We start from the raw sequence: 26,340 nt of genomic DNA, 5'->3' as shown, positions 1-26,340 counted from the left end.
TGGTCAGTGCGGGGCGGCTGTCACTGCTGTTGCTGGGCGGCGAGCCGCTCGACGCGCTCGATGGTGTCGGCCGTCGCCGGGGTTTTGTCCTCGCGGACGGAGACGAACCGCGGGAACCGCAACGCGTACCCCGAGGAGTACGTCGGCGACGCCTGGATCTCCTCGTAGCCGACTTCGAGAACCACCGCCGGCTCGATGTCGACCGTCTGGCCGTCCTCGCTGCGGACGTGTGGCTCCAGGCGGTCGCTGAGGGCCGCAAGCTCCTCGTCTGTCAGCCCGGTGGCGACCTTCCCGATGGTCTCGAAGCCGTCGCCGGCGGCGTCCCGCGCGGACAACAGGAACGTCCCCAGCACTGACGCGCGGCGGCCTTCCCCCCACTCCGCGCCGGTCACGACCAGATCCAGCGTCTCCACGTCGGGCTTGCGCTTCAGCCAGTCTTTCCCGCGGTCGCCGGGCGTGTACGGGGCGGCCGGGTTCTTCAGCATGATGCCCTCGTGGCCGCCCTCCAGCGCGGCCGCCTCGAAGGCCGCGATCTCGTCGGCGTCGTCGGTCACGAGCACCTCCGAGACCGCCGACGCGTCGTCGACCACCGAGCGCAGTCGCCGGTGGCGGTCGGAAAACGGCGCGTCCAGTAGGTCCTCGCCGCCGTCGGCGCTCGGCGCGTGCAGGCAGTCGAACGCGTGCAGTTCCACGCTGATCTCCTCGCGCATCGCGGCCACGTCGTGCTTGCGGCGGAACCGCTTGAGGATCTCCTGGAACGGCAGTGGGTCGCCGTCCTCGTCGGCCGCGACGGCCTCACCGTCTATGATCACGGGGGCCGTGACGTTGTTCTCGACGAACTCCACGAGCTCCGGGAGCGCCCCGGTCACGTTCTCCATGTTCCGCGAGTACAGCACCACGTCGTCCCCGTCGTAGTGCACCTGGACGCGTGCGCCGTCGAATTTCGTTTCGACGGCGGCCTCGCGCCACTCGTCGAGGGCGTCCGTGACCGTGCCGGCCTGCGCGAGCATCGCCTGCACGGGGCGGCCCACCTCCAGCCCCATCGCGTCCAGCGCGTCGGTGCCGCTGTCGCGTGCGGTTTCGGCCACGAGGCCGTAGTCGTTCGACACCTGGAGGGCGCGCTGCACGGCCGCAGTCGGCACGTCGAACGCCTCAGCGATGGCGTCCCGGACGGCCCCCTCGCCGACGCCGATGCGCATCTCACCCAACACCAGCCGCGCGAGGTATCGGGCTTCCCGGCTGGTACACTGGTTGAACAGCCCGAACAGGAGCGTGACTTTCTCGGACTGGCTCCCGTCGCCGGCGGCGGCCGCCAGGGCCGCGAGTTCGTCCGCAACACCGCTGACGGTGAGTCCGTCGGCGTGGTCGTCGCCGCCCCCGAACGCCGCGAGTCCGGTCTGTCCGCCGAGGGCCAGGCTGCCGGCGACGGCCCCGATGTCCCCGGTCTCGGCCAGTCGTGCCTCGATGTCGTCCGCGTCGACGTTCCGGCCCGCAGCCCGCGAGAGCGCCGTGTAACAGAGCTGTGGCCCGATGTCGAGTTTCGTCTCGGAGTGGGCGGGGAACACGCGTCCCTGGACGAACCGCGCGACGACATCGAGGTCGCTGTCGGCCGCGTCGAAGAGCTCCGCGACCAGCGCCACCACGTCGAGGTCGGCGTCGGTGGCTTCGATGTCGGCAGCGAACGTGGCGAACGAGCCGAACTTCATTGCGATAACGTAGCGACTAGTCGCGGATAAGCGGCGCGAACCGCGGCGACAGTGGAGAAACAGACGGCGGTGAGCCGCCAGGACACGGGCTGCCACGGCGAGCCCGCGCGGGGGCCGTCACACCGGCTCTGGGTCGGCGCGTTACAGGAGCGCGTCGAATTCCTTGTGGCCGACGGTCGTGAGGCCGTCGTGGGTGATCTTCGTGATGTGGATGCCGTTGCCCGAGGCGGTGTCGCGTTCGCTCGCGGACTTCACGGCGTGGGCGGCGACCTGTTCGGCGTCCGCCATCGTCAGATCCTCGCTGTACTCCTGTTCGAGCACACCCAGGGCGTACGGCATCCCCGAGCCCTGTGCGGTGTACGTGTCGGACATCGAACTGCCGGCGGGGTCGAGGCTGAAGACGTGACCGCCGTCGTCGTCGACGCCGCCCAGGATCGGGACGACGCGGAAGAACGGCCCGCCGCGCAGGAGGTTCGACGCCATCGTGGAGAGCGCGTCGATGGACATGTACTCGCCGCGCCGCGCCTCGTAGAGGTTCGCCTCGGCGCGCAGCGACCGAATGAAGCTCTGGGCGCCACCGACCGATCCCGAGATCGAGAGGGCGGCGTTGGGCTGGATCTCCTCGACTTTCTGGACGTTCTTGTTGGAGATGACGCGGCCGCCGAGGCTCGCGCGCATGTCCGACGCCATCAGCACGCCGTCCTGGGTGGTCAGACCGACGATCGTGGTGCCGGTCTTGTTGACGGTGTCCGAGCCGGCCTGCGAGCGGTCGCCCTCGGGGAGCGAGCCGACCTCCGGCTCGTAGGGGTTGGGCGTGTCGTCGAGTCGCGCCCGATTGCGGGCGAACTCAGAGCCGTTGTTCGGGTTGAACATTACCACTTGATACCAGCCCGGGACTGATAAAAGCATCTCTTCCGGGGATTCCGCGGGGCGTCCGAAACACCGGCTGATACGCCGTCTACCTGTGGGTTACACCGTCCGGGTGAGTTGGATGCAGCGCGGTGAGCGGTGAGATGACGACTGGCGGGCGGGAGACACAGTCTGGCGGCGGTCTCGTGAGCGTTCGGAACCACAAAGCACGACTTCCCCCGTCACGTCCACTGTGGTATGAGCAACTACGTCGTTGCGATGGAAGCTGCGTGGCTGGTCCGTGACGTCGAGAACTCCGACGACGCCATCGGCGTCGCCGTGAGCGAAGCCGGCAAACGACTGAACGACCAGGACCTCGATTACGTCGAGGTCGAGGCCGGCGTGACCGGCTGCCCTGCGTGTGGCGAGGGCCTCGATGCTGCGTTCCTGGCGGCCAACACCGCCCTCGTCGGGCTGGTGCTCGAACTCACCGTGTTCAACGCGGACAGCGACGAGCACGCCCAGCGCATCGCGAAAAGCGAGGTCGGGGGCGCGCTGCGTGACGTTCCCCTGGAAGTGATCGACGTCATCGAGGACGGCGACGCGCCGGCCGAGGAGGCGTAACCCCCGAAGACTTATTAATAACTCCTAGTTATCTGGGCGTGTGCATCTACCGACGCCCCAAGATCTCCGCGAGCGGCGGACCTCCCTCGATCTGACCCAAAGCGAGCTTGCCGACCGCGCGGACGTCTCCCAGCCGCTGATCGCGCGCATCGAAGGCGGTGACGTCGACCCGCGGCTCTCGACGCTTCGGCGCATCGTCGAAGCCCTCGAAGAAGCCGAAGGCGACGTGGTGCGGGCGGCAACACTCATGCACGCCGACCTCGTGAGCGTCGCCCCCGACGACGCCGTCAGCGACGCCGTTGCGCGCATGCAGAACGCCGGCTACTCCCAGCTGCCCGTCATCTCCAGCGGGGTCCCGGTGGGCTCGATCAGCGACAACGACATCGTCCACGCCGGCGAGGACGTCGGCGACCATGCCGTCCGCGAGGTGATGAGCGAGAGCTTCCCCACCGTGTCGGCGGACGCGACCCTCGACGAGATCTCCAGCCTCCTCGACCACTACAAGGCGGTGATGGTGACCGAAGACGGCGAAACCGTCGGCATCATCACCCAGGCGGACATCGCCGCCCGGATCAGTTGACCCGCCCGCCAACCCGGGGGTATCGACGGGGCGATGCCGGCTGAACGCGCCGTGTGGCCCCGCCAGCGCTGGCCGTTACCGCCGGCTACAGGGACAGCCCGCGGATCGAGACGCCATCGCCGTCGGCGACGCGGCCGACGACCTCGCCGTCCGTCTGGCTCGCGAGCGCCGCCGCCGCGCCCTCTGGGAGCGCGACCACGAACCCGGTGCCCATGTTGAACGTCCGGTGCATCTCCGCGTCACTGACGCCGCCGGCGTCCTGCACGTAGTCGAACACCTGCTGGGCGGGCAGCGGGTCCGACACCTCGTAGCGGAACCCGCCCATGCGGTCGAGGTTCGTCCACCCGCCACCGGTGATGTGTGCGGCGGCGTGGACGCCGTGCTCGCGGAACGCATCGAGCAAATGGGTGTAGATGCGCGTCGGCTCCAACAGCGCGTCCCCCACTGTCTCGTAGCCCTCGTACGGATACGGCTCGTCGTAGCCGCCGTCCCGGGTCGCCGCCTCGCGGGCGAGCGTGAGCCCGTTGGAGTGGATGCCCGCGGACGGGAACCCAACGAGCGCGTCTCCGGCCTCGGCCCGACCGGGGAACAGCTCCGCGTCGGTGGCCACGCCCGCCGCGGTGCCCGCGATGTCGAACCCCCGCACGACGTCGGGCATCACCGCCGTCTCGCCGCCCACGAGTGCGACGCCGGCCGCGTCCGCCCCGGCGGCCAGGCCGTCGCCGAGCTCGGCCGCCCGCCGCTCGTTGGGCTCGTCAACAGCGAGATAATCCACGAATGCGGCCGGTTCGACACCCGCCGCAAGGAGGTCGTTGACGTTCATCGCGATGCAGTCGATGCCCACCGTGGAGTAGTCCCCAACAGCCTCGGCGACCAGCAGTTTCGTGCCTACGCCGTCGGTGGCGAGCGCGAGATACTGGTCGCCGAGGTCCACCAGGCCGGCGTACGCGGTGTCGTCGGTTCCCGTCGACGCCGCGTCGACGAGCGCCGCCGTCGCGGCCTCGCTGTCGGCGATGTCGACGCCTGCGTCGGCGTAGGTCAGTCCGTCCGGGTCGCCATCGGCGTTCTCGCCAGCAGTCATACACGCACGTGCGCAACTCGTGGCGTTAAGCGTACTGGTATATGCGCGTCCACCCAACTACACGAGGACGCCCGCGAAGAACAACACCGCCGGCCCGATCGTGACCACCGCCGACAGCGCGTACGCCGTCGTGCTCCATTCCAGCACCGTCGCGCCGTCCAGGGGGCCAAACGGGATCATGTTGAACCCCGCCAGCAGGACGTTGATGAACACCCCCCAGTAGCCGACTCTGGGGGCGACCGTCACCAACACCACCAGTGAGACCGCACCGAGCACGACGTTCATCAGCGGGCCGGCCAGTGCGATGAGGCCGTTCTCGCGTGGCGTGATGTAGCCGCGGTGGTGGACCGCGCCCGGCGCGGCGAACAGGAACCCCGCGAGCCCGCCGGCGACCGCAAGCCCCAGCATTCCGTAGTCGGCGCGGAACTCCGCCTCCTGTCCGAACCGCAGTGCCACCGCCTTGTGTGCGAGCTCGTGCAGCAGGAACGCCACGCCCACGGTCGCCAGGCTCAACGCGAACGCGCGGGCGAACACCTGACTGGCGAGCACGTCCGTCAGCGTCGTCGGCGACACGGGCACCCGGTAGAACGCGAACGCCAGCCCCAGCAGCAGCCACGCCGCGCCGAGATCCCGCGCCTCGTGCCAGGACACCCACGACCGTGTCACAGCAGCCCCCACAACGCCCGGGCGCTGTTCTCAGCGCCCTGCACCATCGCGTCCGAAACCGCGTGCAGCGAGTCGAACGGCCCGCCGATGGCCGGCAACACCACTAGCGGGAACAGCACCGACGCCACGATGCTGCCGACGTTGGTCATCGCGACGACGGCGATCAGCCGGAACAACGGCACGTCGAGCATCTCCGAGACGATCTCCCGGACCGGACGCGTTTCGTCGTCCAACAGCGTGTTCAGCGTCTCGATGTCGGTGACGTGCACGGAGAGATAGCGCAGTTCGATGTATCCGGCGAACCAGCCCGGCGCGAGCAGCGGGTTCACCGACGTGAGCCACGCCACTGCGCCGCCGACGCCGGCCGACGTCCAGTGGGCACCCGCGAGCTTCGCGGTGGTCAGCGAGAACACGCCGTTGAACAGAAACCAGCCGCCGAACACCTGCAACAGCACGTCGTTGCCCACGCCGGCCATCACGAGCAGCGCGAAAAACACCAGGAACCCCACAGTGAACGCCAGCCCGACGCCTTTCAGCAGCCACGACCCCCCGGTCTCTTTCCCCGTCAGCGACTCCATCGGGGGCAGCGAATCGGGGTTTTCGAGGTAGTTCATGATGCCGTCACGGTGGCCCGCACCGACGACGGCGACGACGTCTTTGCCCTGGGCGCGAAGCGCGAGCAGGTTGTGCGCGATGAACGCGTCGCGCTCGTCGATGAGCGCTTGCGCGCCGCCCGGACTGAACCGTCGGAACTCGGCCATCATCGCCGACACCACGTCGGCGTCAGTGAGCTCGTCCATGGAGAACTCCGCGACATCCGTCTCCGTGTCCGGCGCGGTCCAAGCCAACACCGCCGTGAACGCGATGCCGAACACGGCACCGCCCGCGATGGCGAACAGTCCGACTTCGGTGATCGCGGCGATCACGCCAACCACACCTGCCAACACACCGAGTCCGGGTGGCACGCTGGGCAGCACGTAGAGACCGCCGAGCAGCTCGGCGATCACACCCACGAACGCCCCGATCAGCCCGCCGACGGTCAGGCCGAGTGTCAGGCTGTCGGTGACGCCGAGCGCCAACTCGCCACCCATCCGCAGCTTCTCCGGCAGCGACATCCGTGCCCAGAAGCGCTGGATGGTCACCTGGATGTCGCGGTCGACGAGCGCCACGTCGGCCCCCGCGGTGTTCGCGGCGTCCACGGCCGCCTGCATGTCGGCCCCGGGCTCGATGCCGAACTTCTCGCCGAGGCGCCGTTGGGCGTACGACAACAGCCAGTACGCCAGGAACTGGAACGCCATGCTGCCTTTCAGGAGGTCCGTAGCGTCCAAGTCATCGGGGGCGTCGCCCTGCATCTGCCGGAACCGGCCTTCGTCGAGCTCTACGGCGACTGTGTCAGGGTGTTCGTCGTCGATAACGCGCTCGACCTCCTCGACGCTGTCCGAGGAGACGTGCGCCGTGCCGACGACCCGCACCGACCCCTCGCGGTCGGCCGACGCGGCGTCCTCACTCATTACCTAGCGGATACGGGGGCCCAGCCTTACACCTGTCGATGGCCCGATGCTTGGCCGGCCGCTCCCGCAAGCTTTCAACCGCTCCGGTGAAAACGACGGCGCATGACCGACACGGTCCGGCTGATGGAGTCGTACACGGAGATGACCGAGATGCTGCTGCCGAACGACACGAACAACCTCGGGCGGGCGCTCGGGGGGACAGTCCTGCACTGGATGGACATCTGCGCCGCCATCGCGTCGATGCGGTTCGCCGGCTCGCAGTGCGTGACCGCGTCGATGGATCACGTGGATTTCATCACCGCCATCGAGATGGGGGAGGTGGCGGTGGTCGAGGCGTACGTCTTCGACACCGGCTCGACCAGCATCGACGTGAAAGTCGACGTGCACGCCGAGGACCCCCGTGAGGGCGCGACCCGAAAGACGACGTCGTCGTTTTTCACGTTCGTCGCGGTCGACGACGACGGCTCCCCGATCCCGGTCCCGGATCTGGCGTGTGAGTCAGACGCCGAAACCGGCCTGCGGGCGGCGGCGATGGAGGCTCACGAAGAGCAGGCACACCAGGAGCTGTGAGCGGCGGCTACTGTTCGACGGCGGCGGCGGCGTTGATGATCGTTTCCTCGCCGAACTTCGGGCCGACGAGCTGAACGCCGACCGGGAGGCCGTCGGCGTCGCCGGCGGGCACCGAGATGGCGGGGAGGTTCGCGAGGTTCGCCGGCGTGGTGTTGGCGTCCGCGAGATACATCTGGACGGGGTCGTCGAGGCTCTCGCCGAGCTTCGGCGGGAGCACCGGCATCGTCGGGGACGCCACCACGTCGACGTCGGCGAACGTCTCGTCGAAGTCCTGTTTCACCCACGCCCGGGCTTCCTGGGCTTGCTTGTAGTATTTGTCGTGGTAGCCCGCCGACAGCGCGTACGTCCCCAGGAGGATGCGGCGCGTGACCTCGTCGCCGAACCCGTCGGCGCGCGCGTCCGCGAACGTCTCGTTCCAGTTGCCGTCGAAGCCGCCGCCGGTGCCGTACCGCACGCCGTCGAAGCGCGCGAGGTTCGAGGAGGCTTCGGACATGGCGATGACGTAGTAGGCGGCGACGGCGTACTCACAGGACGGCAACGCCACGTCGACGGTTGTCGCGCCCTGCGCGCGGAGGTCCGCAAGCGCCGCTTCGAAGCGCTCGACGACGCGGTCGTCAGCGCCGTCGGTGAGTTCCTGCGGGACGCCGATGGTCAACCCATCGACGTCGCCGGTCGCGGCGCTGGCGTAGTCAGCGTCTGCGCCCGCGTCGCGGGTGGTGCCGTCGTGTTCGTCGGGGCCGGCGATCACGTCCAGGAGTTCGGCCGCGCCCTCGACGGTGGGCGCGATCGGCCCGATCTGTTCGAGGCTGTTTGCGTACGCCACCAGTCCGTACCGGGAGACCAGGCCGTACGTCGGTTTGAGGCCGACGACGCCACAGTACGCGGCGGGCGCGCGAACCGAGCCGCCGGTGTCGGAGCCGAGCGCGAGGTCGGCGTCGCCGTTCGCGACGGCGGCCGCGGAGCCGCCGGAGGAGCCGCCGGGCACCCGGGTTTCGTCGACCGGGTTCTTCGTGGGACCGAAGTACGAGGTCTCGGTCGTCGTCCCCATGCCGAACTCGTCCATGTTGGTCTTGCCGACGATGGTCCCGCCGGCCGCGAGGAGGTCCTCGACGACGGTGGCGTTGTACGGCGGCTCGTAGTCGGCCAGCATCTTCGAGCCACACGTGGTGGGCACGCCTTTCGTGGAGATGTTGTCCTTGACGGCCACCGTCGTGCCGTCGAGGGGGCCGTCGGCCGCTCCCTGGATGGTCGTCTCGGTGATGAATGCGTTCAGGCTCATTACGAGACGTTGGGGCCTTTGAACCGGCCGTCTTCGGTTTCGGGGGCGTTTGCGAGCGCGTCGTCCTGGTCGAGGGAGTCCGCGATCTCGTCGGCCCGCATCACGTTCACCAGCTCCGGCTCGGCGTCGACTTCAGGGACCTCTTCGAGGCGCTCGAAGTGTTCGAGGATGTCCCCACAGTGGTCGACGACGGTGTCGACGTCCTCGTCGTCCAGTCGGAGGCGCGCGAGGTCCGCGACGTGCCGGATCTCCTCGGCGTCGACGGCGTCAGTCATACGCGAGTGGTCGCGCGTGCCGGCGGTAAGCGTTTCGATGGCGGGACCGAGCACGCAAATTAATGATATGTGGTAACAGTTATCAAAGTACTTTTGCCCGTGCATGTGCATTATCCACACGAGCGGACAACCACACCGGCCCCCCGCAGCCAGCCCCACAATGACAAACCAGCGCACAACACGAGACGGGAGCCACGGCACGGAATCAGTACCCACGCAGCGCAGCCGTGAGTCCACCGACGAAGACCACGGGTGCCCGGAGTGCAACGGCGACCTGGTGACCGACGAGGATCGCGGGGAGACCACCTGCGGCGAGTGCGGCCTCGTGGTCGAGGAGGACGGCATCGACCACGGCCCCGAGTGGCGCGCGTTCAACGCCCAAGAACAGGACGAGAAATCCCGCGTGGGCGCTCCGACCACGAACATGATGCACGACAAGGGGTTGTCCACGAACATCGGCTGGCAGGACAAAGACGCCTACGGCAACACCCTGTCGGGGCGCCAGCGGCGGAAAATGCAGCGCCTGCGCAAGTGGAACGAGCGCTTCCGCACCCGCAACAGCAAGGAACGCAACCTCAAGCAGGCGCTGGGTGAGATCGAGCGCATGGCCTCCGCGTTCGGGCTGCCGGACAGCGTCCGGGAGACCGCGTCGGTGATCTACCGCCGCGCGCTCGGCGAGGACCTGCTGCCCGGGCGCTCCATCGAGGGCGTCGCCACCAGCGCACTGTACGCCGCCGCGAGGCAGGCAAACACGCCCCGCAGCCTCGACGAGGTCGCAAGCGTCAGCCGCGTCGACCGCGGCGAAATCGCGCGCACGTACCGCTACGTGGCCCGCGAGCTCAGCCTCGAAGTCGCGCCGACGGATCCCGCGAGTTACGTTCCCCGGTTTTGCTCTGACCTGGAGCTGTCCGGCGACGTCGAACGGCGCGCCCGAGACCTGCTGGCCGCCGCCGCCGACGCCGGCATCACGTCCGGGAAGTCGCCCGTCGGCCTCGCCGCGGCGTCCGTGTACGCGGCGGCGCTGCTCACGAACGAGCGCGTCACGCAAAACGAGGTCAGCACCGTCGCGAACGTCAGCGAGGTCACCATCCGCAACCGCTACCACGAGATCCTGGACGCGGGCGGTGAACCCGGCGTGGAAGCGTAACCCATATTCGGGGCGTCGCGCCACCGCTGGGTATGGAAACCACGCGGCATTTCACCGCCACCGTCTACGTCGTCAACGACGGCGCGACGGCGCTCCACGAGCACGCCCGCCTCGGCCTCACGATCCCGCCGGGGGGCCACGTCGACCGCGACGAGCTCCCCCACGAGGCCGGCCTGCGGGAAGTCAGCGAGGAACTCGGCCAGGAACCGACCCTGCTGGGGGATCGCCCCGAGATCCCGGCTCCCGCCGGGGTCGCGTTGCCGACGCCGCGCTACCAGCTCTGTTACGACATCAACGTCCACGAGGACGGCTCGGTCGGCCACCAACACATCGACCACGTCTACTTCGGGACGGTGCCGACCCGCACGGTCGCGCCCGACGACGGCGAGGCACCGCCGGACGCCTGGGAGTGGTATTCGCCGGCCGCCCTGCGCGCGGACGCCGCCGTCGACCCGGACACGGCGCGGATCGGTATCGAAGCCATCGAAGCGGCCGCCGGGGAGTAACCCCCGGCTGCCCGGTCACTCCTCGATGCGGGCCTCGACGTACTGTGTGACGTGGTCGTCCATGCGGCGCTTGAACCCCGCCTGGCGGGCGAGCCGGTCGACCTCGCGGGCGACCAGGCTGCCGTACTGCACGGCTTTCTTGTCGCGGTCGGCTACCGCGTCGGGCAGCCACGATCGGGCCGCCTCCCGGAGCGCGCGTTTCCGGGTGTCGCCCGACACGAGCCACTCCCCCGGCAGCGCGAGCGCCGCGCGCACCACGTCGTCGTGCAGCAGCGGCGTCACCGGCTCCACGCCGGCCGCCCGCAGCGCGCGCAGATCCCGCTCCAGTTGGGCCGGCAGCGACTGCACCGTCTCCCGGCGCGCACCGCGCACAGTGTCGGCGTCGGTGCGCGGGTCGGTCGGCGCTTTCGCGACCTTCGCGTACCCACCGAACAGCTCGTCGGCCCCCTGCCCGACCACGAGGCGGCTGTAGCCGTCGGCGGCCGCCCGGGCGGCGACCAGGAACAACGGCAACGCGATCTGGACGGCCATGGCGTTCGTGCGGCCGATCGCCCGCGCCACCGTCGGCACGGCCGCCTCGATGTCCGCCAGCGTCACTTCGTGCACGCGCAGGTCGTCGGCACGCCCCATGGCGGCCGCCGACTCGCGGGCCGCCGCGATGTCGCTGCTGTCCGCGTAGCCGACGACGTACAGCGGCGCGTCCAGCGCGGCCGCGGCGAGCGCGGAGTCGACGCCGCCGGAGAACGCCACCGCCAGGTCGTCGCCCGCAGGAACGCCCCCGAGCGCGCCCGCAACGGCGTCCCGGACGCGCTCGACCGGCTCGTCGCCGGTCGGCGCCGGCTCCGGGAGCGACCACACCGGCCGTCCGCTGCCGGTCGCGCCCGGAGCGCGAACGTGGCCGGCCGGCAGGAGCGTCGGCGCAGCGAGATCCCGTGGGTCGTGGCTCCACTCGTCGCCGTCGACGTAACACAGCCGGCGGCCCAACACGTCCCGTGCGAGCCGGCCGTCCGGCAGCTCGCCCGCGAACCCGCCGGTTCCGGGCAGCGGGTCGCCCGACTGGACGGCGTCCAGCACTGCGTCGGGGGCAGCGCCCCGCATCAGAAGAACTCCGCGAGGCGGTTCGTGATCCGGCGCTTCGCGCCGCCGGCCGCCTGCCGGAAGCTGATATGCCACGGGGTTCGTTTCCCGTTGACCGTGGTTTCGCCCGCCCGGATGGCGTCCAGGATGGCCTCGACCGTGTGGCCGTCGGCGTCGATCCGCGTGACCGCCTGCCCCACCATCTCGGCGATGTGCGCGTCGCTGCCGGCGGTCATGGGGCAGTCGTTGTGCTCCGCGAACGTCTCGGCTTTCCGGTTCGCGAGCCCGGTCAGCAGCCGGGAGTTGTACACCTCGATGGCGTCCGCGGACGCCAGTTCGCGCCGCGAGATGTGGGGCGCAACGCCGCTGCGCGAGGACTGGAAGGGGTGGGGGACGATGGCGATGCCACCGCGGTCCCTGATCTCGGCCAGCGTCTCGGCGAACGGCAGCCCGGCGGGCACGGCGCGCTCGACACCGATGGCGAGCACGTGACCGTCCGCGCTCGTCACCTCCATCCCGGGAATGCCGACGAGATCGTAGTCGGCGGCCAACTCCGCGGCCCGGAGACTTGCGTCTATTTCGTCGTGATCTGTCACCGCAAGCGCGTCGAGCCCCACGGCCTGGGCCTGCTCCAGCAGCATCTCGACGGGGTCACGGCCGTCGTAGGAGCGCTCGGAGTGCGCGTGGAGTTCGACAGACAGCACAGTCAACGCTTGCCGTGGTGGGAAGAAAAACGACTCGGTACCGGTGCGCCGCCGAACACACCACGACTATGCATATGGAAACGACTAAACCACCCGAGTCAGACCACGAAAGTGAATGTCTCTTGGTGACTCGGATCGGGAGCGCGTCGTGGCAGCCCTCGGCCGCGACCCCACACCCGCGGAAGCCGCGCTGTTCGAGAACCTCTGGAGCGAACACTGCGCGTACCGCTCCTCACGGTCGCTGCTGTCCGCGTTCGACAGCGACAGCGAAGCCGTGGTCGTCGGCCCGGGTGACGACGCCGCCGTCGTGCGCGTCCCCGGCACCGACCAACTCGTGACCGTCGGCGTGGAGAGCCACAACCACCCCAGCTACGTCGACCCCTACGATGGTGCCGCCACCGGCGTCGGCGGCATCGTCCGGGACACCCTCTCGATGGGGGCCTATCCCATCGCGCTCGCCGACGCGCTGTACTTCGGTGACTTCGACGACGAGCACGCCCGATACCTCCTGGACGGCGTGGTCGAGGGGATCAGCGACTACGGCAACGCCATCGGCGTCCCGACGGTCGCCGGGGCCACGCAGTTCCACGACGGCTACACCGGCAACCCGCTGGTGAACGTCGCGTGCGTCGGCCTGGTGACCGAGGACCGACTCGTCACGGCGGCGGCGAAATCGCCCGGGAACAAGCTCGTGCTCGTGGGGAACGCCACCGGCCGGGACGGCCTCGGGGGCGCGAGCTTCGCCAGCGAGGACCTCGCCGAGGACGCCGAAACCGCCGACCGCCCGGCCGTCCAGGTGGGCGACCCCTACACGGAGAAACTCCTCATCGAGGCCAACGAGACGCTGCTCGACCGCGACCTCGTGGTCGCCGCCCGCGACCTCGGGGCCGCCGGGCTCGGCGGGGCGTCCTCGGAGATGGTCGCGCAGGGCGAACTCGGCGCGCGCATCACCCTCGACGCGGTCCACCAGCGCGAACCGGAGATGAACGCCATGGAGATCCTGCTGGCGGAGTCCCAGGAGCGCATGTGCTACGAGGTCGCCCCAGCCGACGTCGACGCCGTCCGCGAGGTCGCCACGCGATACGACCTGGGCTGCTCGGTCATCGGCGAGGTCACCACGGGCAACTACGTCTGCGAGTTCGACGGCGAGACCGTCGTCGACGCGCCCGCGACGGTTCTCGCGGACGGAGCGCCGGCAACCGACCAGCCGTCGACGGCACCCCAAGCGCCAGCCACGGACCGGCCGGATCCGGCGCTCGGGACGGCCATCGACGCCGTGCTCTCGGCCCCCAACACCGCGAGCAACGAGTGGGTGTATCGCCAGTACGACCACGAGGTCGGCGCGCGAACCGTCCAGCGCCCCGGGGAGGACGCCGCCGGGCTGGCGCTGCACGAGGCCGACGACGGGACGACGGTCGCGCTGTCCGCGGGCGCGAATCCGGGGTGGACGGCTTGCCAGCCGTACGCCGGCGCGTACGCCACCGCCGTCGAGAACGCCACGAACCTCGCGGCGGCCGGTGCCGAGCCGCTGGCGGCCGTCGACTGCCTCAACGGCGGCAACCCCGAGGACCCCGACGTGTACGGCGGCTTCGAGGCGATGGTTGCGGGGCTGGCGGACGGCTGTCGTGCGATCGACACGCCGGTCGTCGGCGGCAACGTCAGCCTGTACAACGACTCCGCGACCGGCCCCATCGCGCCGACGCCGACGCTCGCCGTGGTCGGCTACCGCGACCAGCACCCCGTCCCCGGCAGTGGCCTCGCCGGCGACGGCGATCTCGTGCTCGTCGGCGGGCACGCCGACGGCCTCGGCGGGTCGGTCTACCTCCAGGCGCTGGGTGGCACCGACCAGTTCCCGGCCGCCGACGCAGCCGGCGTGGACGCCGTCCGCGAGGCCGCCACGCGAGCGGACACGCTGGCCGTCCACGACATCAGCGACGGTGGGCTGGCGGTCACGCTCGCCGAGATGGTGACCGCGGACGCCGGCGCGACCGTCACCGTGCCCGGGTTGGCGGCGCTGTTCTCGGAATGCCCTGGTCGTGCGGTCGTCGAAACACGCGACGCCGACGCGCTCCAAGCGGCCCTTGATGTGCCCGTCGTGCGCCTCGGGTCGGCGACCACGGACGGCACGCTGTCGGTGACCGTCGACGACGAGACTGTGACGCGGGACGCCGCCACGATCCGGGATCACCGCGGCGTCATCGCCCGCGAGCTGGACTGACCGGCGATTACACGACGACGGGGACGGCGTACGCGACCGCCAGCCCAACCAAAAGCACGATGAGCCCGTTCGTGACCTGTCCAATCGAGAACTCCTGCATGGGCGCGGTGACGCGGCCCCCGTCGTCGCCGTGATCGTCGGACATACGCGGCGGTTCTCGGCGCCCGCACTTGGCAGTATCGAAGCGCAGTGACTGCCTACCGGACGATGTGCACGTCGTAGCGGTCGTCCGCGGAGACGCCTTGCCCCACGGAGGTGAGGCCGCCGACCACGTGGCCGGCGTTGTCGCTGCCGACGAACACGACCGTCGCGCCGGCATCAACCGCGAGCTCGCGGACAGTGCGACTGACACGCCCCCGGGGCGCGTATGCGTCCAATACCTCGTACTCCACCGGCACGCCCGGCGCGATCTCGTGGACGTCCGCCGCGATCGCGGCCGCAACCGTCCCGACATCGAACGACTCGTCAGCGCCCAGCCAGCCCCGGTCGCGGGCCATCGCGGGATCGCGTTGCACGGCGGTGACAGCCACCACGGCCGCGTCGGCGGCGTCGGCGAACGTGACGGCACGCCGGAGCGCCGCCTCCGCGAGCGGCGAGCTGTCGAACGCGACGACGTATGTTATGGGTTCGCCTGGGCGTTCGGGCCCCGTCAGCGTTTCGAGATCCACACGCCACGCCAGGGGAGCGCGCGGATCGGACACCTTATCCGGGTCTCGGATGTACGCCGTCGTACCCGACCGATGACACTCACCAAGCGCGTCATCCCCTGCATCGACGTGGACCTCGACGACGACGGGGAGCCCGCAGTGTACACCGGCGTCAACTTCGAGGAGCTGGCGTACACGGGCGACCCCGTCGAGATGGCGAAGCGGTACAACGAAGCGGGCGCCGACGAGTTCGTGTTCCTCGACATCACGGCCAGCGCCGAGGGCCGGGAGACGATGCTCGACACCGTTTCGGCGGTCGCCGACGAGGTGTTCATCCCGCTGACCGTCGGCGGCGGCATCCGGGACACCGACGACATCCGGGAGACGCTGCGCGCGGGCGCCGACAAGGTCTCGATCAACTCGGGCGCGATCGCCGACCCGTCGCTGGTGGACCGCGGCGCGAAAGCCTTCGGCAGCCAGTGCATCGTCATCAGCGTCGACGCCCGGCGGCGCTTCGACGAACAGGGCCAACACTACACGCAGGTCGACGGCGAGTCGTGCTGGTTCGAGTGCACGGTCCACGGCGGCCGCGAAGGCACCGGCATGGACGCCATCGAGTGGGTCCAGGAGGCACAGCGACGCGGCGCGGGCGAGCTGTTCGTGAACTCCATCGACGCCGACGGCACACAGGACGGCTACGACGTTCCGCTCACGGCGGCGGTCTGTGACGCCGTTTCGACGCCCGTGATCGCGTCCTCGGGGTGTGGCGCGCCCGGCGACATGGCCGACGCCTACGACGCCGGCGCTGACGCGGCGCTGGCGGCGTCGATCTTCCACTTCGACGAGTACAGCATCGCGGAGACGAAAGAGACGCTCGCTGACGCCGGCTATCCGATCCGCGCCCCGGACGCGTGAGCCGGCTCAGACCGCGGCTTCGAAGGTGTCCGCGAACGACTGGAGTTTCTGGCTGGTGTGGCCGGCCGCCGCCTGCAGGGCGTCGACTGGGTCCACGTCGCCGTCGGTTTTGATCGTGAGCAGCGGCTCCGTCTGGCCGCCGGACTGCTCGGGGTTCATGTCGTAGGACGCCGCGGTGACGCCGTCGGTCTCCAGCAGCGTGCCCTTCAGCACGTTCATGAACGTGTGGTTCTCCCCGGCGACTTCGATGGTCAGCTCCGCGTCGTCCTTCTCAATAACCCGCAGATCCATGGCTCCGGTTTCGCCCGTCCGGCGTTTCAACGTTTCGAACGGCCGACCCGTCGGGGTGCGCCCGCTGGTTTATTACGTCCCAACACGGAGACGTGATGTATGCACGTGCCGTCGGACGCCGCCGCGGTCGTCGCCCTGACGGCGGTCGGTGGTGTGCTCGCTGTCAGTGTCGTCCCGCGCTTTCGCCGCGCGCGGTGGCTCGCCGGGGCTGCCGTCAGCGGGGTGCTCGCCGGGCTCGTCGTGGCGGGGAGCAGCGGCCTCCTGGACCTGTGGCGGGCCGTCGGATACGCCGCCGTCGTGGTGTTGCTTGCGACCGGCACCGCCGTTTTCACCCGTGGACCGGGCCAAGACGCCGTCCAGGCGGTTCGGTCGCGGCTCCTGTTCGGCGTGCCCTGGGGGACGCTGCTGGTTGCCGGGATCGTGGCCGGGTTCTACACGCTCGTCCAGCGCGGCCCGGACGGCACACTGCTTGTGGTGCCGTTCATCTCCTGGTCGTACGCCTACCCGCTGGGCGTGCTCACGTCGCCGATCGCCCACGCCAACCTCGGCCACGTCACCGGCAACCTCATCGGCACGCTGGCGCTCGCGCCGGTCGCCGAGTACGCGTTCTCGCATTACCCGACTGCCCGCGGCACCGCCGCGTTCGGGTCGTGGCGAACGAACCCCTACGTCCGTGCCGGCGTGGTGTTCCCCGCCGGCGTGCTCGCGGTGGCGCTTCTCACCAGCGTGTTCTCCTGGGGCGCGGCCGTCGGGTTCTCCGGGGTCGTGTTCGCGTTCGCGGGGTTCGCGCTCCTCAAATACCCCCTGGCGACGGTGGTGGCCGTCGCCGCCCGGGACGCCATCTCGGTGTTCTGGCGGACGCTGTTGGAGCCCGTGACGTTCGCGTCGGCGTCCCAGTCGTTCGGGCCGCCGTGGTGGGCGGGCGTCGCGGTCCAAGGCCACCTCTTCGGGTTCCTTCTGGGCGCGCTGGCGGCGGTCGCGGTGCTCGTGCACCGCGATGACCACCCCAACCCGGCCCGCGTCTGGCTGGGCGCGGTCGTGATCGCCACGTCGCTGTCGCTGTGGGCGGTGTGGTGGTACGGCCGGAGCGCCGAGTACGTGCTGTTCCGCGCCGGCGGGCTGTTGCTCGTGGTGGTGCTTGCGGTCGTGTTTGCGGTCGTCGCGGGCACGCACGGCGGCGTTACGCTCCCCGGACGGGGCGGCGAGACCACCGCGACGGCGCGCAAACTCGCGGCGGCGGCGCTGATCATCCCCGTGGTGACGATGGCGTTCGTCGCGGTGCCCGTGAACCTCACCACCGTCCAGGACGCGAACGTCGCACAGTCGGCGGTTTCGGTCAACGGCTACGAGGTTACGTACGCCGAGAACGCGACCAACAAGCGGGTTGCGGCGGTCGACATCCCGTACTCGGGGGCCGCGACGAACGTCTCCGCCAGCGGCGTCATCGTCGCCAACCCGGACCGCGGCATGTGGACCGAACGCGTTGGCACCGACGAGCTCGCGTTCCGTGGTGACGCGGCCATCACTGTCGGCGGGCTGAACTGGCGGGAGACCGTCGGCGTGCACCGCGAGGGGTGGGTCGCCACCGGCGGCCAGCCGGTCTACAACGTCTACCTGCGACCGCCGGACGGCGGATCGTTGCGGCCGGTGTTCGCGTCGGCGAACCGCACCGCAGCCCCCGTGTTGGACGGCCGCCACGTCCGGCTGAACGCCGACGCCGGGCAGTTCTCGCTGACGGTGCTGCGAAACGAAACGGCGCTTGCCACCACCGGCGTGCCGGCGGCCAACGCCACCGCCACGGCGGGCGGCCTGACGTTCGAACATACGGCCGGCCGGCTGCTCGCGCACACCGGCAACACGACCGTCACGGTCGCGCACAGCGAATCCTACGACTGACGACCCCAGTCCACGCGGAACAGTTCCACGTCGAGGACGGCGCGGTCCTGGGTGTGGAAGGAGAACTGAGCGGGCACCGCAAACTCGGCGGCGAACGCGTGGGTGACGGTTCCACCCCGGTCGCCGGCGAACGACTCCACGAACGCTTTGCTGCCGGCGTTGTGCACGGAGTACGACACCGCCGCGACCTCCGAGGCGGCCGCCAGGAACGCCCGGTCGGCGTGCTCGGCACCGTCCTGCGCGCCGAACGGCGGGTTCATCACGACGGTGTCGACGGCTGCCAGCGGCGGCCGCGTGGCGTCGGCCACCGTCCACTCGACGCCCACACCCGGCTCGACGCGGGGTTCGTTGGCCCGGCCGACGGCCACCGCGTCGGGGTCACGCTCGACCGCCAGAACGCGGTGGGGGTTGCGGGTCGCCGCCGCGATCCCGAGCATCCCCGTGCCGGCTCCGAGATCGGCGACCGTGCGACCGGCGAGGTCGTCGTGGAGGTCGGCGAGCGCGATGAGCTGGGCGGCCAGCTCGGTCGGTGTGGCGTACTGTTCGAGCCCCGGGTCCGGATCCCGGAACCCCTCGACTGCGCCGAGTCGCCTGGCGAGCGCCCGCTTCACGCTCCACCCGTGGTGGGCGGCGGCGAAGAACCCTGCGCCCGCACGGCGCTACCAGGTGCCGTGGAAGGTGTCGAACGAGAGGTCCTCCAGTGGCTTGTTCCCGACGGCGATCTCGTACTCGCCGGGGGTCAACATCGGCTTGTGGAACTGCGGGCCGTCGTCGGTGGTGATTCGCGGGCAGCCCGTGTTCACGAACGCGTCCATGTCGAAGTTCATCAGCCTGTCGGGGGTCACCTCGTCCATCGTGATGAGGTAGGCGTTGTCGTTGTTCTCCACGATCTCCTCGGCCTGATCGAACCGGCCCTGGCCGATCTTCGTGCAGAAGATCACGCCCCACTGCTCGGCATCCATCGCCTTGTGGACGGACGCGTAGCGCTCCTTGAGGAACTGCTCGGCGTCCGCGATCGACACCGCGTTGTTGACCGGATCCGCGATGACGACGTTCTTCTCGGGGTGTTCCATCGCCAGGCCGAGCGGATGGAACTTCCCGCCGCCGACGTACAACACCTGGTCGGCGTCGATGTCCGCGCTGGCGTAGTTGCAGCCAAGCACCTGGCCCTCGTTGGTGAGGCGGTCGTCGCCGCGGCGCGTGTGCACCGTGTACCCGCGCTCCTCCAGCCACGTGCGCATCTCCTCGAACTGGTTCATGTGCTGGGCGGTGGTCACCAGCCCAACGTCGCCGTCGTGGAACTCGTCGCGGGCCTCCTGCATGATGGGCTCGACGTCGACGTTCGAGAACAGCGGCACGTAGATGATCGAATCCGACTCCTTCATCGGGGAGTGCCCGAAGTGCACGAACACGTCGGTGCGCCGCATCAGATACGTGTCGAGGTCGCAGGCCCCATAACAGGGCTGCCCGGACAGCATGATGCGGGTGTCGTCCAGGCGCGCCCGCAGGTCGTCGGCGACCGCTGGCCCGCGGCGCTTCAACCCCTCGGGGAACTGCAGGCCGACTTTCTCGGCGTCTTTCCGCTCGACCTCGTCGACGATGCGGTCGAGCTCGTAATCCCACGTCCGGTCGTGGCGCAGCGAGAGTCCAGTGTTCCGGAGATCGCCCGCCGACCGTGCCTCCTCGTTGCTCATTAGCTGCGGTATGGGGGCTTGCTCGTTTAACCCCCGTGGTTCGCGGTACGGGGGCGGCGTTCGGGGGTTCCGGCAGTTTGAAACGACGCCAGCACCAACCCCGGAACATGAGTGTTGAGACCGACGCCGCCGGCCCCAGCGCGGACCACGCTGCGGACGACCTCGCGCGCCAGCTCGGCGACGCGATCGCCGACCTCCCCGAGTACCGCCGCCTCATGGAGACCAAGCGCGCCGTCGAGACCACCGATGAAGTGCAGTCTCGGATCGAGGAGTTCGAGCAACTCCGCCAGGAGTTCATGCTCGCCCGCCAGTCCGGGGACGCCGACGAGGCCGCCCTCAACCGCGTCCAGGAGGCCCAACAGCACCTCCACGACCACCCCGTGATGGCGGACTACCTCGACGCCCAGGACGCCCTGGAAGCACGGTTTGAGGGACTCAACGACCTCATCAGCGACCCCCTGGACGTGGATTTCGTCGGGGAGTCCGGTGCCTGCTGTCAGGACTGACGGCGCCGTCAGTCAACGGCGTTGGCGGCGAGGTTCCGCGTCGCGCGGCGCAACCGCTCGCTCGCTGACTGCTCGGTGACGCCGAGCTGCTCGGAGACCGCCGACAGCGACGCCGACCGCGGCACGTCGAGGTAGCCCACGTCCAAGGCGACCCGGACGGCCTCGCGCTGGGCGTCGGTCAGCGGGTCTTGATGGGTGGCGTCGGCCTCGGGGACGCCGCTGTAGATGCAGTGCAGCGTGAACGCCACCCCCTGGCTGGTGCAGATCTCGCGAAACGACGCCAGTGCGTCCCGGTCGGGGAACCGAACGCGAACGAACCACACGCCGTTCTGCGACTCGACGTGCAGCTGTGCGGCACCGAGATCCAGCCACTCGGTGTACATCTGGACCTCCGACGCGTCGGCGTTCTGGTAGCTGTACAGTCGCCGATCGGCCAGCTGATCCAGCAGCGTTACCGAGGTCGTGGTCGAGTCAGCCCGCATCGCGTCGTCGAACGCGGACAGGTCATCGCCGATCGCCCACGCGACCGTTTTGACCGTGTCCCCGCCATCAGCCACGTCGACGGATTCGACATCAAACGTCACGTTGGGGACGCTGGTGGTCGCCTCGTAGAGGATCATGCGGGGCGACGACATCGACAGTTCAGCGATGACGCTCATCACATCGTACACGTGTCCACGTGCTGTTAAGTGCCCTGGCCGAACCACCGAACGCTTAGGACGCGGGCCACCAACGGCCGGTATGGTGCACTCCGACTGGGGCGACTGGCTGCCCGCAGCCGTCGCCGCCGCCGATCCCGACGGCATCGCGGTCTGGTATCTCGGCTGCAACGGCGTGATCCTGAAGGCCAGCGACGGCACGACGCTGTTCGTCGACCCCTACCTGGGGACCGGCGACCCGCCGCGAACGGTGCGCATGATTCCCGTGCCGTTCGATCCCCGTGACGTCTCCGACGCCGACGCAGTGCTCGCCACCCACGAGCACACCGACCACGTCCACGGCCCGAGCCAGGCCCCGCTGCTCGCCGACACGGGCTGCTCGCTGTACGCCCCCGAGGCCTCGATCGCGGTCGCCCGCGACGACGAACGCTGGCAGGACGACTACGCCGTCACCACCGATCAGTACCGGCGCGTCGCCGTCGGTGACACCTACGACATCGGCTCGTTCACCGTCCACGTCACGCCCGCACACGACCCCGACGCGGTCCAGCCGGTGTCGTACGTCTTCGAGCACGACGCCGGCACGGTGTTCCACGGCGGCGACACCAAACCCGCCGACGCCCTCGCGGAGATCGGGGCGGCCCACGACATCGACGTGGGGATCCTGGCGTTCGGATCGACGGGCGAGATCCCCGACAAACAGACCCGCGAACCGTCGGTCACGACGTGGTACAACACGGAGACGGAGGTCGTCGCGTGCGCGAACGCCCTCCAACTCGACCGGCTGGTCCCCACGCACTGGGACATGTGGAAAGGACTGACCGCGGACCCGACGGCGCTGCACGCACACACCCGCAGCATGGCGTCACCACAGCGCCTCGACGTCGTCGAAATCGGCGACCGCATCGACGTCTCGTAGGCCCCCACCTCGCGCATACACCTACCCCCCGGCAATTTAAGGGCCTCTCCGCGTAGATTGCTGTATGAACGACGCACTCCAGGGTGATGCCCGTGAGTGACGAAACAGTCGTCGAAACGAACGGTGTGACCGTCAGCAAGTTCTTCAACGCCGAGGACTTCCCGGTGCCGGCCGTCGCCTTCGACGTGTCTTCGACCCGTGACGGCGGGGTGACGCTGACGATCACCGACGAGATCCCCGAGGAGTTCGGCATCGACCAGATCGGGTTCCACCCCGAATACGGCAGCGAACACTGGACGGCGACCGGCGACGGCGTCGTGCGCTTCGAGCGCGAGATCGACGCCGGCGAATCGTTCACCACCGTCTACGGCGTCCGCATGGAGGACGACCAAGACGAGACGCCGTTCCTTTCGGCCCCGGAGATCGACGTCGACGGCCCCGACATCGAGGACGCCATCCCGCCGGAGTCCAGCGACGTGGTGCGGGAGCTGGCGGGCGGCGACCGCGACACGGTCCCCGGGCTCGAAGACGAGGACACCACCGACCACGAGTTCGGATCCGTCGAAGCGGACGTCGGCGACGCCGATGTCGACACGCCGGTCACCGACGACGCCGAAATCCTCGGCGACGACGCCGGGCTCACCGACATCGGTGGGACCGAGCCCGAGGAGACCGACGACACGAGCCCCGACACTGACGGCCAGCCCGCGGACAACACCACAGGGACGGGCGCCGCACTCGAAGCGACGGCGACCGCCAACGGCGACGACACCGCCGACGCCGACCCGCCAACCGACACGGTGGCCGCCGACACCAGCGCCGCCGACGACGCTGCGGGTGTGGACGCTGCGCCCCGTGATGGCTCGGAGATCGTGGCCGCGCTCGCGGACGCGATCCGCAACGACGCCGTCGCCGACGAGGACCTCGCAACCATCCAGGACGCGATGGGTGGGGTACCCGAATCGACGCGCGTGGAGCTCACACACCTGCAGTCCCGGGTCTCCGAGATCGAAGCGTACACCGACGCCCTGGAGTCGTTCATCGACGACAACGGCACGGCACAGGACGTGCTCAACGACCTCGAAGACGACGTGGCCGACCTGGAAACCGAGCTATCGACGGTGCGCGACGACGTGGCTGGCGTCGAGCAGTCCGTCGACGCTGCCGCCGACGACCGGGCGGCGCTGCACGAGCGCGTCGACGACGTCGAAGCCACGGTCGGGGCTGTCGACGACCTCGAATCGTCGCTGGACCGGCTGCGCGGCGACGTGGACGCCCTCGACGAGCGCCTCGCGGACACCGAGGACGACGTGCTGGCGCTGGCCGACGTCTCCGGCGACGTGGACGCCCTCGAAGCCGACGTCGCCGAGCTCTCCGAGCACGTCGACGCCATCGACGACTGGCGCGACCAGCTGTCGGACGTGTTCAGCGCCTGAGCGCTCGGGATCACAACGGTTTTCGGCGCGCACTGGCTGCACCCAACAATGACACCCCCGCCGGTTCGCATCGCCGTCCCGCGGAAAGGACGGCCATTGGAGGCGGTTCTCGACCGCGTCGGCGAGCTCGCCGACGCGGCGTCGGTCGCCGACGACATCGCCACGACGCTGCGCTACGAGAAGGGGCTCACGAAAGGCGACCACCACGACGCTCGTGGTGTCTACGAGCGGCTCGCCGCGTACAGCACTCCCGACGAGCCGACGGCCCCCGATTACACGCTGTTGCGGGACTCCCGTGTGGGGAAACCGCGCCGGATCGTGTTCGACTCGCTCACCGTGACCGTGGCGGGGACGCGCGTCGAACTCATCGGACGCGAGGAGCCGTTTCGCGCGCTCCGCACGCACGAGTTCGCCCTGGGGTTCGACAGCGCGGACCTCGTGCTCGAGGAGGTGGTGGGGCTCCGTCCCGAGCCGCTGACCTCGATCGCGGACGTGAACGAGCGCATCGATCCCGTCGACACGGACGTGCGCGTCGCCTCCGGGCTCGGCGACACGGTCTATCACACGCTGTTGGCGACGCCGGACGCCCACGGTTCGGCGGGCGTCGACCGGGCGTTTCTGGACGCCTACAGCGGCCCCGTCTGCATCAGCCCCCGCTACGAGCGCCTCGTCGAAGCCGTGCTCGGCACCGCCGTGACCGAGGGCCTGACGTTCACCTACCCCGATGCCGACCACGACGAGGAAGAAGCCGCGATCGCTGACGCCGGCGTCGGTGTCTACCTCACGGTCACGGGATCGACCGCCCGCGACCACGGCCTCACCGTCGGCGAGCAACTGTTCCCGAGCGAGACCGTGCTCATGGAGAACCAACACGAGGCCACTGGGGAGCGTGTTGCCAGTGTGCGACAGGCGCTCACCACCGCACCGACTGAGACCGCGATCCCGCCACAGTAACGCCGACCCGCCGCTGCTCGCTTGCTACACCCGTTCGGCAGCGTTCACGGGGCAGTCCGCTGCCCCGATTCGACGCCGGTGTGTCGGCTCCAACCCGCCGAGCCGCGTCGGCTGCCGGACGTCATAGACGGTCACGTTCGTCACCCCCCGGTGCGGCGTTCCGGCCGCCGACCGCCGACACAGATAGGCCACCAACCCCGCCCGGACCGCGTGGCTGTCGCTGTCGGCGATGTTCACGACGTACTTGCGCCACCGCGCGCTCGGATACTGGGCTGACACGTCGGGGGGTTTCCCCCAGGAGAACGCGCCGCCAGCGAACGCCCCGATGCGCCCGCCGCCGGGCGTGGTGGCCGGCGCTTTCACCCAGTGATCGACGCTGAGTGGCTCCGGGGCGAACATGTACCACCGCGGTGGTGGCGCGTCGCCGGCGTCGAGTGGCCCGACGCTGACCGGCGTTTCCACACCCCCGACTGAGACGACCGTGTACGCCGCCTGTCCGACCAGCAACACCACGAACACGCCCGCTACGGCGGTTCGAGCGCGCGCTCGAACGGATCGAGGCAGTGACGGCACTGGAACCGACGGCACCCTCTCACGCTGGTCGGCAATCCATCGAACGGGATGCACGGTGCGCTGTGGGCGGGCTGCAGCCGCCGCCTCCCAGACACAACCGGGAACGAACGGCACCAGTCCGACGACCGCGACGAGCGGGAACACGCCCAGCTGCATCGTCGCCGCCATCCCCAGGTGCATCCCCGCGAACACCGCCGCCGCCGCCGCCCGCCACCACCCGGTCAACACGACCAGACACACCGACCCCGCGAGCAACACCAGCCACACCCGGTCGAACGCCACCAACAACCGCGGGGTTTCCGACAGCACGTGGCCGAGCCCGACGACGAACATCTCCAGACTGAACACCGTCCGTACGGCCGTCCCGGACACCCACGCGTCCCCGCGAAGCTTCAACACGGCGTTCGACGTGTAGACGATCACGAGCTGGCACAGCACCCCCACGGTCGCCACCGAGACGACGCGGTCCCGCCACGCCCCCCGATCCACGGCGTCCACGCTCCAGCGCTCCCCCAGGGGAAGCCCGAGCGCCCACACGAACAGCATCTGCAGGACGAGATCACCGCCGTTCAACACCAGCGGGTTTCGGGCGTGCATCGACACCACGAGCACTCCCGTTGCGAACGTCGCGGCTGTGCTCCGATACCCAACGAGCAACGCGACCGCGGCCACCGCCGTCACCGCGAACAGCGCCGCCTGTGCCCACGCCGCCCCCGAAAGCATATGCAAGGACGCGCGGCTGACGACCGGATACTGTGCGCGCATGACCGCCCGCGGGAGCACGCCACTGTCGGTGTAGAACGCCGTCAACGACTGCAGCCGCAACGCCAGATCAACCAGCACGACCACCGCGAGTCCGACACGGAACGCGGCCAACGATCGCGTGTCGACGCCGAGACGCGACGCGACCGCTGCTCGGAAACGCATACACCCGACTGGCCCCCGACCGCTGATAAACGTTGCCTGGCACGTGTCCCCACGACCACGGCAGGGCGCCGCCACGACTCCCACCACATCCTCGCCTTCCGTGGTATTCTTGAGCACGCACGCCCTTCTC

At 69.7% G+C, this 26,340-nt stretch carries 28 protein-coding genes; 12 read left to right on the top strand and 16 right to left on the bottom strand.

Going from position 1 to position 26,340, the window contains the following annotated elements:
* Nucleotides 1-20: 20 nt before the first annotated feature.
* Both ligA and psmB read right to left on the bottom strand, forming a co-directional pair.
* On the bottom strand, nucleotides 21-1,706 hold the full coding sequence (gene ligA, locus JT689_RS04885) for an ATP-dependent DNA ligase LigA (protein ID WP_205251661.1): 1,686 nt from the start codon (nucleotides 1,704-1,706) through the stop codon (nucleotides 21-23).
* A 141-nt stretch (nucleotides 1,707-1,847) separates the two neighbouring features.
* Nucleotides 1,848-2,579, bottom strand: a complete 732-nt coding sequence (psmB, locus tag JT689_RS04880) for an archaeal proteasome endopeptidase complex subunit beta (RefSeq protein WP_012289244.1) — start codon at nucleotides 2,577-2,579, stop codon at nucleotides 1,848-1,850.
* 234 nt (nucleotides 2,580-2,813) lie between these two features.
* Between psmB and JT689_RS04875 the strand changes: the two genes are divergently transcribed.
* Both JT689_RS04875 and JT689_RS04870 read left to right on the top strand, forming a co-directional pair.
* Complete coding sequence (locus tag JT689_RS04875) at nucleotides 2,814-3,179, top strand: DUF555 domain-containing protein (protein ID WP_010902617.1); 366 nt, start codon at nucleotides 2,814-2,816, stop codon at nucleotides 3,177-3,179.
* A 40-nt stretch (nucleotides 3,180-3,219) separates the two neighbouring features.
* Complete coding sequence (locus JT689_RS04870; RefSeq protein WP_010902616.1) at nucleotides 3,220-3,759, top strand: CBS domain-containing protein; 540 nt, start codon at nucleotides 3,220-3,222, stop codon at nucleotides 3,757-3,759.
* Nucleotides 3,760-3,844: 85 nt separating this feature from the next.
* On the opposite strand, the gene purM is transcribed toward JT689_RS04870, so the two are convergent.
* Genes purM through JT689_RS04855 form a run of 3 tightly spaced genes read right to left on the bottom strand, consistent with a single transcriptional unit; the run spans nucleotide 3,845 to nucleotide 7,017 of the window.
* Nucleotides 3,845-4,840, bottom strand: coding sequence for a phosphoribosylformylglycinamidine cyclo-ligase (gene purM / locus JT689_RS04865; protein WP_205251660.1), 996 nt, complete (start codon nucleotides 4,838-4,840; stop codon nucleotides 3,845-3,847).
* A 57-nt stretch (nucleotides 4,841-4,897) separates the two neighbouring features.
* Complete coding sequence (locus JT689_RS04860; RefSeq protein ID WP_012289243.1) at nucleotides 4,898-5,506, bottom strand: Zn-dependent protease; 609 nt, start codon at nucleotides 5,504-5,506, stop codon at nucleotides 4,898-4,900.
* Entirely contained in the window at nucleotides 5,503-7,017 is a 1,515-nt protein-coding gene (locus JT689_RS04855) for a TraB/GumN family protein (protein ID WP_010902613.1), read from the bottom strand. Before JT689_RS04855 ends, JT689_RS04860 begins: the two co-directional genes overlap by 4 nt.
* Nucleotides 7,018-7,119: 102 nt before the next feature.
* Here JT689_RS04855 and JT689_RS04850 point away from each other — a divergent pair, with 102 nt between their 5' ends.
* Nucleotides 7,120-7,587 carry an acyl-CoA thioesterase gene (locus tag JT689_RS04850; RefSeq protein ID WP_010902612.1) on the top strand — a complete coding sequence of 156 codons (468 nt, stop codon included), beginning with the start codon at nucleotides 7,120-7,122 and terminating at the stop codon, nucleotides 7,585-7,587.
* 7 nt (nucleotides 7,588-7,594) lie between these two features.
* On the opposite strand, the gene gatA is transcribed toward JT689_RS04850, so the two are convergent.
* Together gatA and gatC are read right to left on the bottom strand one after the other, a co-directional pair.
* Nucleotides 7,595-8,866, bottom strand: a complete 1,272-nt coding sequence (gene gatA / locus JT689_RS04845) for an Asp-tRNA(Asn)/Glu-tRNA(Gln) amidotransferase subunit GatA (protein ID WP_205251659.1) — start codon at nucleotides 8,864-8,866, stop codon at nucleotides 7,595-7,597.
* Nucleotides 8,866-9,141: an Asp-tRNA(Asn)/Glu-tRNA(Gln) amidotransferase subunit GatC gene (gatC, locus tag JT689_RS04840; RefSeq protein ID WP_012289242.1), complete on the bottom strand. Its 276-nt coding sequence runs from the start codon at nucleotides 9,139-9,141 to the stop codon at nucleotides 8,866-8,868. The genes gatA and gatC overlap by 1 nt, the downstream gene beginning before the upstream one ends.
* 160 nt (nucleotides 9,142-9,301) lie before the next feature.
* Between gatC and JT689_RS04835 the strand changes: the two genes are divergently transcribed.
* On the top strand, nucleotides 9,302-10,288 hold the full coding sequence (locus JT689_RS04835; protein WP_010902609.1) for a transcription initiation factor IIB: 987 nt from the start codon (nucleotides 9,302-9,304) through the stop codon (nucleotides 10,286-10,288).
* A 32-nt stretch (nucleotides 10,289-10,320) separates the two neighbouring features.
* Nucleotides 10,321-10,794, top strand: a complete 474-nt coding sequence (locus tag JT689_RS04830; RefSeq protein ID WP_010902608.1) for an NUDIX hydrolase — start codon at nucleotides 10,321-10,323, stop codon at nucleotides 10,792-10,794.
* A gap of 15 nt (nucleotides 10,795-10,809) precedes the next feature.
* Here JT689_RS04830 and JT689_RS04825 read toward each other — a convergent pair whose 3' ends face one another.
* Both JT689_RS04825 and JT689_RS04820 read right to left on the bottom strand, forming a co-directional pair.
* On the bottom strand, nucleotides 10,810-11,892 hold the full coding sequence (locus JT689_RS04825) for an asparagine synthetase B (RefSeq protein ID WP_010902607.1): 1,083 nt from the start codon (nucleotides 11,890-11,892) through the stop codon (nucleotides 10,810-10,812).
* Nucleotides 11,892-12,575, bottom strand: a complete 684-nt coding sequence (locus JT689_RS04820) for a PHP domain-containing protein (RefSeq protein WP_012289241.1) — start codon at nucleotides 12,573-12,575, stop codon at nucleotides 11,892-11,894. The genes JT689_RS04825 and JT689_RS04820 overlap by 1 nt, the downstream gene beginning before the upstream one ends.
* A gap of 115 nt (nucleotides 12,576-12,690) precedes the next feature.
* On the opposite strand from JT689_RS04820, the gene purL reads away from it, so the two are divergent.
* Nucleotides 12,691-14,793, top strand: coding sequence for a phosphoribosylformylglycinamidine synthase subunit PurL (gene purL, locus JT689_RS04815; protein ID WP_136361255.1), 2,103 nt, complete (start codon nucleotides 12,691-12,693; stop codon nucleotides 14,791-14,793).
* 7 nt (nucleotides 14,794-14,800) lie between these two features.
* On the opposite strand, the gene JT689_RS04810 is transcribed toward purL, so the two are convergent.
* Nucleotides 14,801-14,938: a hypothetical protein gene (locus JT689_RS04810; protein WP_010902604.1), complete on the bottom strand. Its 138-nt coding sequence runs from the start codon at nucleotides 14,936-14,938 to the stop codon at nucleotides 14,801-14,803.
* Nucleotides 14,939-14,990: 52 nt separating this feature from the next.
* Nucleotides 14,991-15,494, bottom strand: coding sequence for a universal stress protein (locus JT689_RS04805; RefSeq protein WP_157849921.1), 504 nt, complete (start codon nucleotides 15,492-15,494; stop codon nucleotides 14,991-14,993).
* A 39-nt stretch (nucleotides 15,495-15,533) separates the two neighbouring features.
* On the opposite strand from JT689_RS04805, the gene hisF reads away from it, so the two are divergent.
* The gene (hisF, locus tag JT689_RS04800) at nucleotides 15,534-16,355 is read left to right on the top strand and encodes an imidazole glycerol phosphate synthase subunit HisF (protein ID WP_010902602.1); all 822 of its coding nucleotides are present in this window, start codon (nucleotides 15,534-15,536) and stop codon (nucleotides 16,353-16,355) included.
* A gap of 6 nt (nucleotides 16,356-16,361) precedes the next feature.
* Here hisF and JT689_RS04795 read toward each other — a convergent pair whose 3' ends face one another.
* Entirely contained in the window at nucleotides 16,362-16,646 is a 285-nt protein-coding gene (locus tag JT689_RS04795; RefSeq protein ID WP_010902601.1) for a DNA-directed RNA polymerase subunit L, read from the bottom strand.
* 99 nt (nucleotides 16,647-16,745) lie between these two features.
* On the opposite strand from JT689_RS04795, the gene JT689_RS04790 reads away from it, so the two are divergent.
* Complete coding sequence (locus JT689_RS04790; protein ID WP_010902600.1) at nucleotides 16,746-18,542, top strand: rhomboid family intramembrane serine protease; 1,797 nt, start codon at nucleotides 16,746-16,748, stop codon at nucleotides 18,540-18,542.
* Here JT689_RS04790 and JT689_RS04785 read toward each other — a convergent pair.
* Nucleotides 18,533-19,153 carry an METTL5 family protein gene (locus tag JT689_RS04785; protein ID WP_010902599.1) on the bottom strand — a complete coding sequence of 207 codons (621 nt, stop codon included), beginning with the start codon at nucleotides 19,151-19,153 and terminating at the stop codon, nucleotides 18,533-18,535. The two genes, JT689_RS04790 and JT689_RS04785, sit on opposite strands and share 10 nt — an antisense overlap.
* 48 nt (nucleotides 19,154-19,201) lie before the next feature.
* Nucleotides 19,202-20,236 (bottom strand): diphthamide biosynthesis enzyme Dph2, encoded by a 1,035-nt coding sequence (gene dph2 / locus JT689_RS04780; protein ID WP_205251658.1) that lies wholly within the window; start codon nucleotides 20,234-20,236, stop codon nucleotides 19,202-19,204.
* A 107-nt stretch (nucleotides 20,237-20,343) separates the two neighbouring features.
* Here dph2 and JT689_RS04775 point away from each other — a divergent pair, with 107 nt between their 5' ends.
* Entirely contained in the window at nucleotides 20,344-20,742 is a 399-nt protein-coding gene (locus tag JT689_RS04775; RefSeq protein WP_010902597.1) for a YlbF family regulator, read from the top strand.
* Between the two features lie 8 nt (nucleotides 20,743-20,750).
* Here JT689_RS04775 and JT689_RS04770 read toward each other — a convergent pair whose 3' ends face one another.
* A complete protein-coding gene (locus tag JT689_RS04770) occupies nucleotides 20,751-21,401 on the bottom strand; it encodes a helix-turn-helix domain-containing protein (protein ID WP_010902596.1) in 651 nt (216 codons plus the stop codon).
* 82 nt (nucleotides 21,402-21,483) lie between these two features.
* Between JT689_RS04770 and JT689_RS04765 the strand changes: the two genes are divergently transcribed.
* The 3 genes from JT689_RS04765 (at nucleotide 21,484) to JT689_RS04755 (ending at nucleotide 24,710) form a co-directional block, all read left to right on the top strand.
* Nucleotides 21,484-22,320, top strand: coding sequence for an MBL fold metallo-hydrolase (locus tag JT689_RS04765; protein WP_049892496.1), 837 nt, complete (start codon nucleotides 21,484-21,486; stop codon nucleotides 22,318-22,320).
* An 86-nt stretch (nucleotides 22,321-22,406) separates the two neighbouring features.
* Nucleotides 22,407-23,756 carry a hypothetical protein gene (locus tag JT689_RS04760; RefSeq protein ID WP_205251657.1) on the top strand — a complete coding sequence of 450 codons (1,350 nt, stop codon included), beginning with the start codon at nucleotides 22,407-22,409 and terminating at the stop codon, nucleotides 23,754-23,756.
* A 48-nt stretch (nucleotides 23,757-23,804) separates the two neighbouring features.
* Nucleotides 23,805-24,710, top strand: coding sequence for a hypothetical protein (locus tag JT689_RS04755; protein WP_010902593.1), 906 nt, complete (start codon nucleotides 23,805-23,807; stop codon nucleotides 24,708-24,710).
* 24 nt (nucleotides 24,711-24,734) lie between these two features.
* Here JT689_RS04755 and JT689_RS04750 read toward each other — a convergent pair whose 3' ends face one another.
* Complete coding sequence (locus tag JT689_RS04750) at nucleotides 24,735-26,210, bottom strand: HTTM domain-containing protein (protein ID WP_205251656.1); 1,476 nt, start codon at nucleotides 26,208-26,210, stop codon at nucleotides 24,735-24,737.
* Between the last annotated feature and the right edge of the window lie 130 nt (nucleotides 26,211-26,340).

It is taken from the genome of Halobacterium sp. GSL-19, from assembly GCF_016917855.1.
GTDB lineage: Archaea > Halobacteriota > Halobacteria > Halobacteriales > Halobacteriaceae > Halobacterium > Halobacterium salinarum.
Note: the sequence above shows the minus strand (reverse complement) of the source record. Positions and strands in the feature narration are given on the sequence as shown.

Coding starts and splice junctions, on each gene's coding strand:
- JT689_RS04775 (WP_010902597.1), top strand. CDS start 20,344: ATGAGTGTTGAGACCGACGCCGCCGGCCCCAGCGCGGACCACGCTGCG.
- gatC (WP_012289242.1), bottom strand. CDS start 9,141: ATGACTGACGCCGTCGACGCCGAGGAGATCCGGCACGTCGCGGACCTC.
- dph2 (WP_205251658.1), bottom strand. CDS start 20,236: ATGAGCAACGAGGAGGCACGGTCGGCGGGCGATCTCCGGAACACTGGA.
- ligA (WP_205251661.1), bottom strand. CDS start 1,706: ATGAAGTTCGGCTCGTTCGCCACGTTCGCTGCCGACATCGAAGCCACC.
- JT689_RS04755 (WP_010902593.1), top strand. CDS start 23,805: ATGACACCCCCGCCGGTTCGCATCGCCGTCCCGCGGAAAGGACGGCCA.
- gatA (WP_205251659.1), bottom strand. CDS start 8,866: ATGAGCCTGAACGCATTCATCACCGAGACGACCATCCAGGGAGCGGCC.
- JT689_RS04825 (WP_010902607.1), bottom strand. CDS start 11,892: ATGCGGGGCGCTGCCCCCGACGCAGTGCTGGACGCCGTCCAGTCGGGC.
- JT689_RS04835 (WP_010902609.1), top strand. CDS start 9,302: ATGACAAACCAGCGCACAACACGAGACGGGAGCCACGGCACGGAATCA.
- purM (WP_205251660.1), bottom strand. CDS start 4,840: ATGACTGCTGGCGAGAACGCCGATGGCGACCCGGACGGACTGACCTAC.
- JT689_RS04790 (WP_010902600.1), top strand. CDS start 16,746: ATGCACGTGCCGTCGGACGCCGCCGCGGTCGTCGCCCTGACGGCGGTC.
- psmB (WP_012289244.1), bottom strand. CDS start 2,579: ATGTTCAACCCGAACAACGGCTCTGAGTTCGCCCGCAATCGGGCGCGA.
- JT689_RS04770 (WP_010902596.1), bottom strand. CDS start 21,401: ATGAGCGTCATCGCTGAACTGTCGATGTCGTCGCCCCGCATGATCCTC.
- JT689_RS04850 (WP_010902612.1), top strand. CDS start 7,120: ATGACCGACACGGTCCGGCTGATGGAGTCGTACACGGAGATGACCGAG.
- purL (WP_136361255.1), top strand. CDS start 12,691: ATGTCTCTTGGTGACTCGGATCGGGAGCGCGTCGTGGCAGCCCTCGGC.
- JT689_RS04830 (WP_010902608.1), top strand. CDS start 10,321: ATGGAAACCACGCGGCATTTCACCGCCACCGTCTACGTCGTCAACGAC.
- JT689_RS04875 (WP_010902617.1), top strand. CDS start 2,814: ATGAGCAACTACGTCGTTGCGATGGAAGCTGCGTGGCTGGTCCGTGAC.
- JT689_RS04760 (WP_205251657.1), top strand. CDS start 22,407: ATGCCCGTGAGTGACGAAACAGTCGTCGAAACGAACGGTGTGACCGTC.
- hisF (WP_010902602.1), top strand. CDS start 15,534: ATGACACTCACCAAGCGCGTCATCCCCTGCATCGACGTGGACCTCGAC.
- JT689_RS04810 (WP_010902604.1), bottom strand. CDS start 14,938: ATGTCCGACGATCACGGCGACGACGGGGGCCGCGTCACCGCGCCCATG.
- JT689_RS04750 (WP_205251656.1), bottom strand. CDS start 26,210: ATGCGTTTCCGAGCAGCGGTCGCGTCGCGTCTCGGCGTCGACACGCGA.
- JT689_RS04855 (WP_010902613.1), bottom strand. CDS start 7,017: ATGAGTGAGGACGCCGCGTCGGCCGACCGCGAGGGGTCGGTGCGGGTC.
- JT689_RS04765 (WP_049892496.1), top strand. CDS start 21,484: ATGGTGCACTCCGACTGGGGCGACTGGCTGCCCGCAGCCGTCGCCGCC.
- JT689_RS04795 (WP_010902601.1), bottom strand. CDS start 16,646: ATGGATCTGCGGGTTATTGAGAAGGACGACGCGGAGCTGACCATCGAA.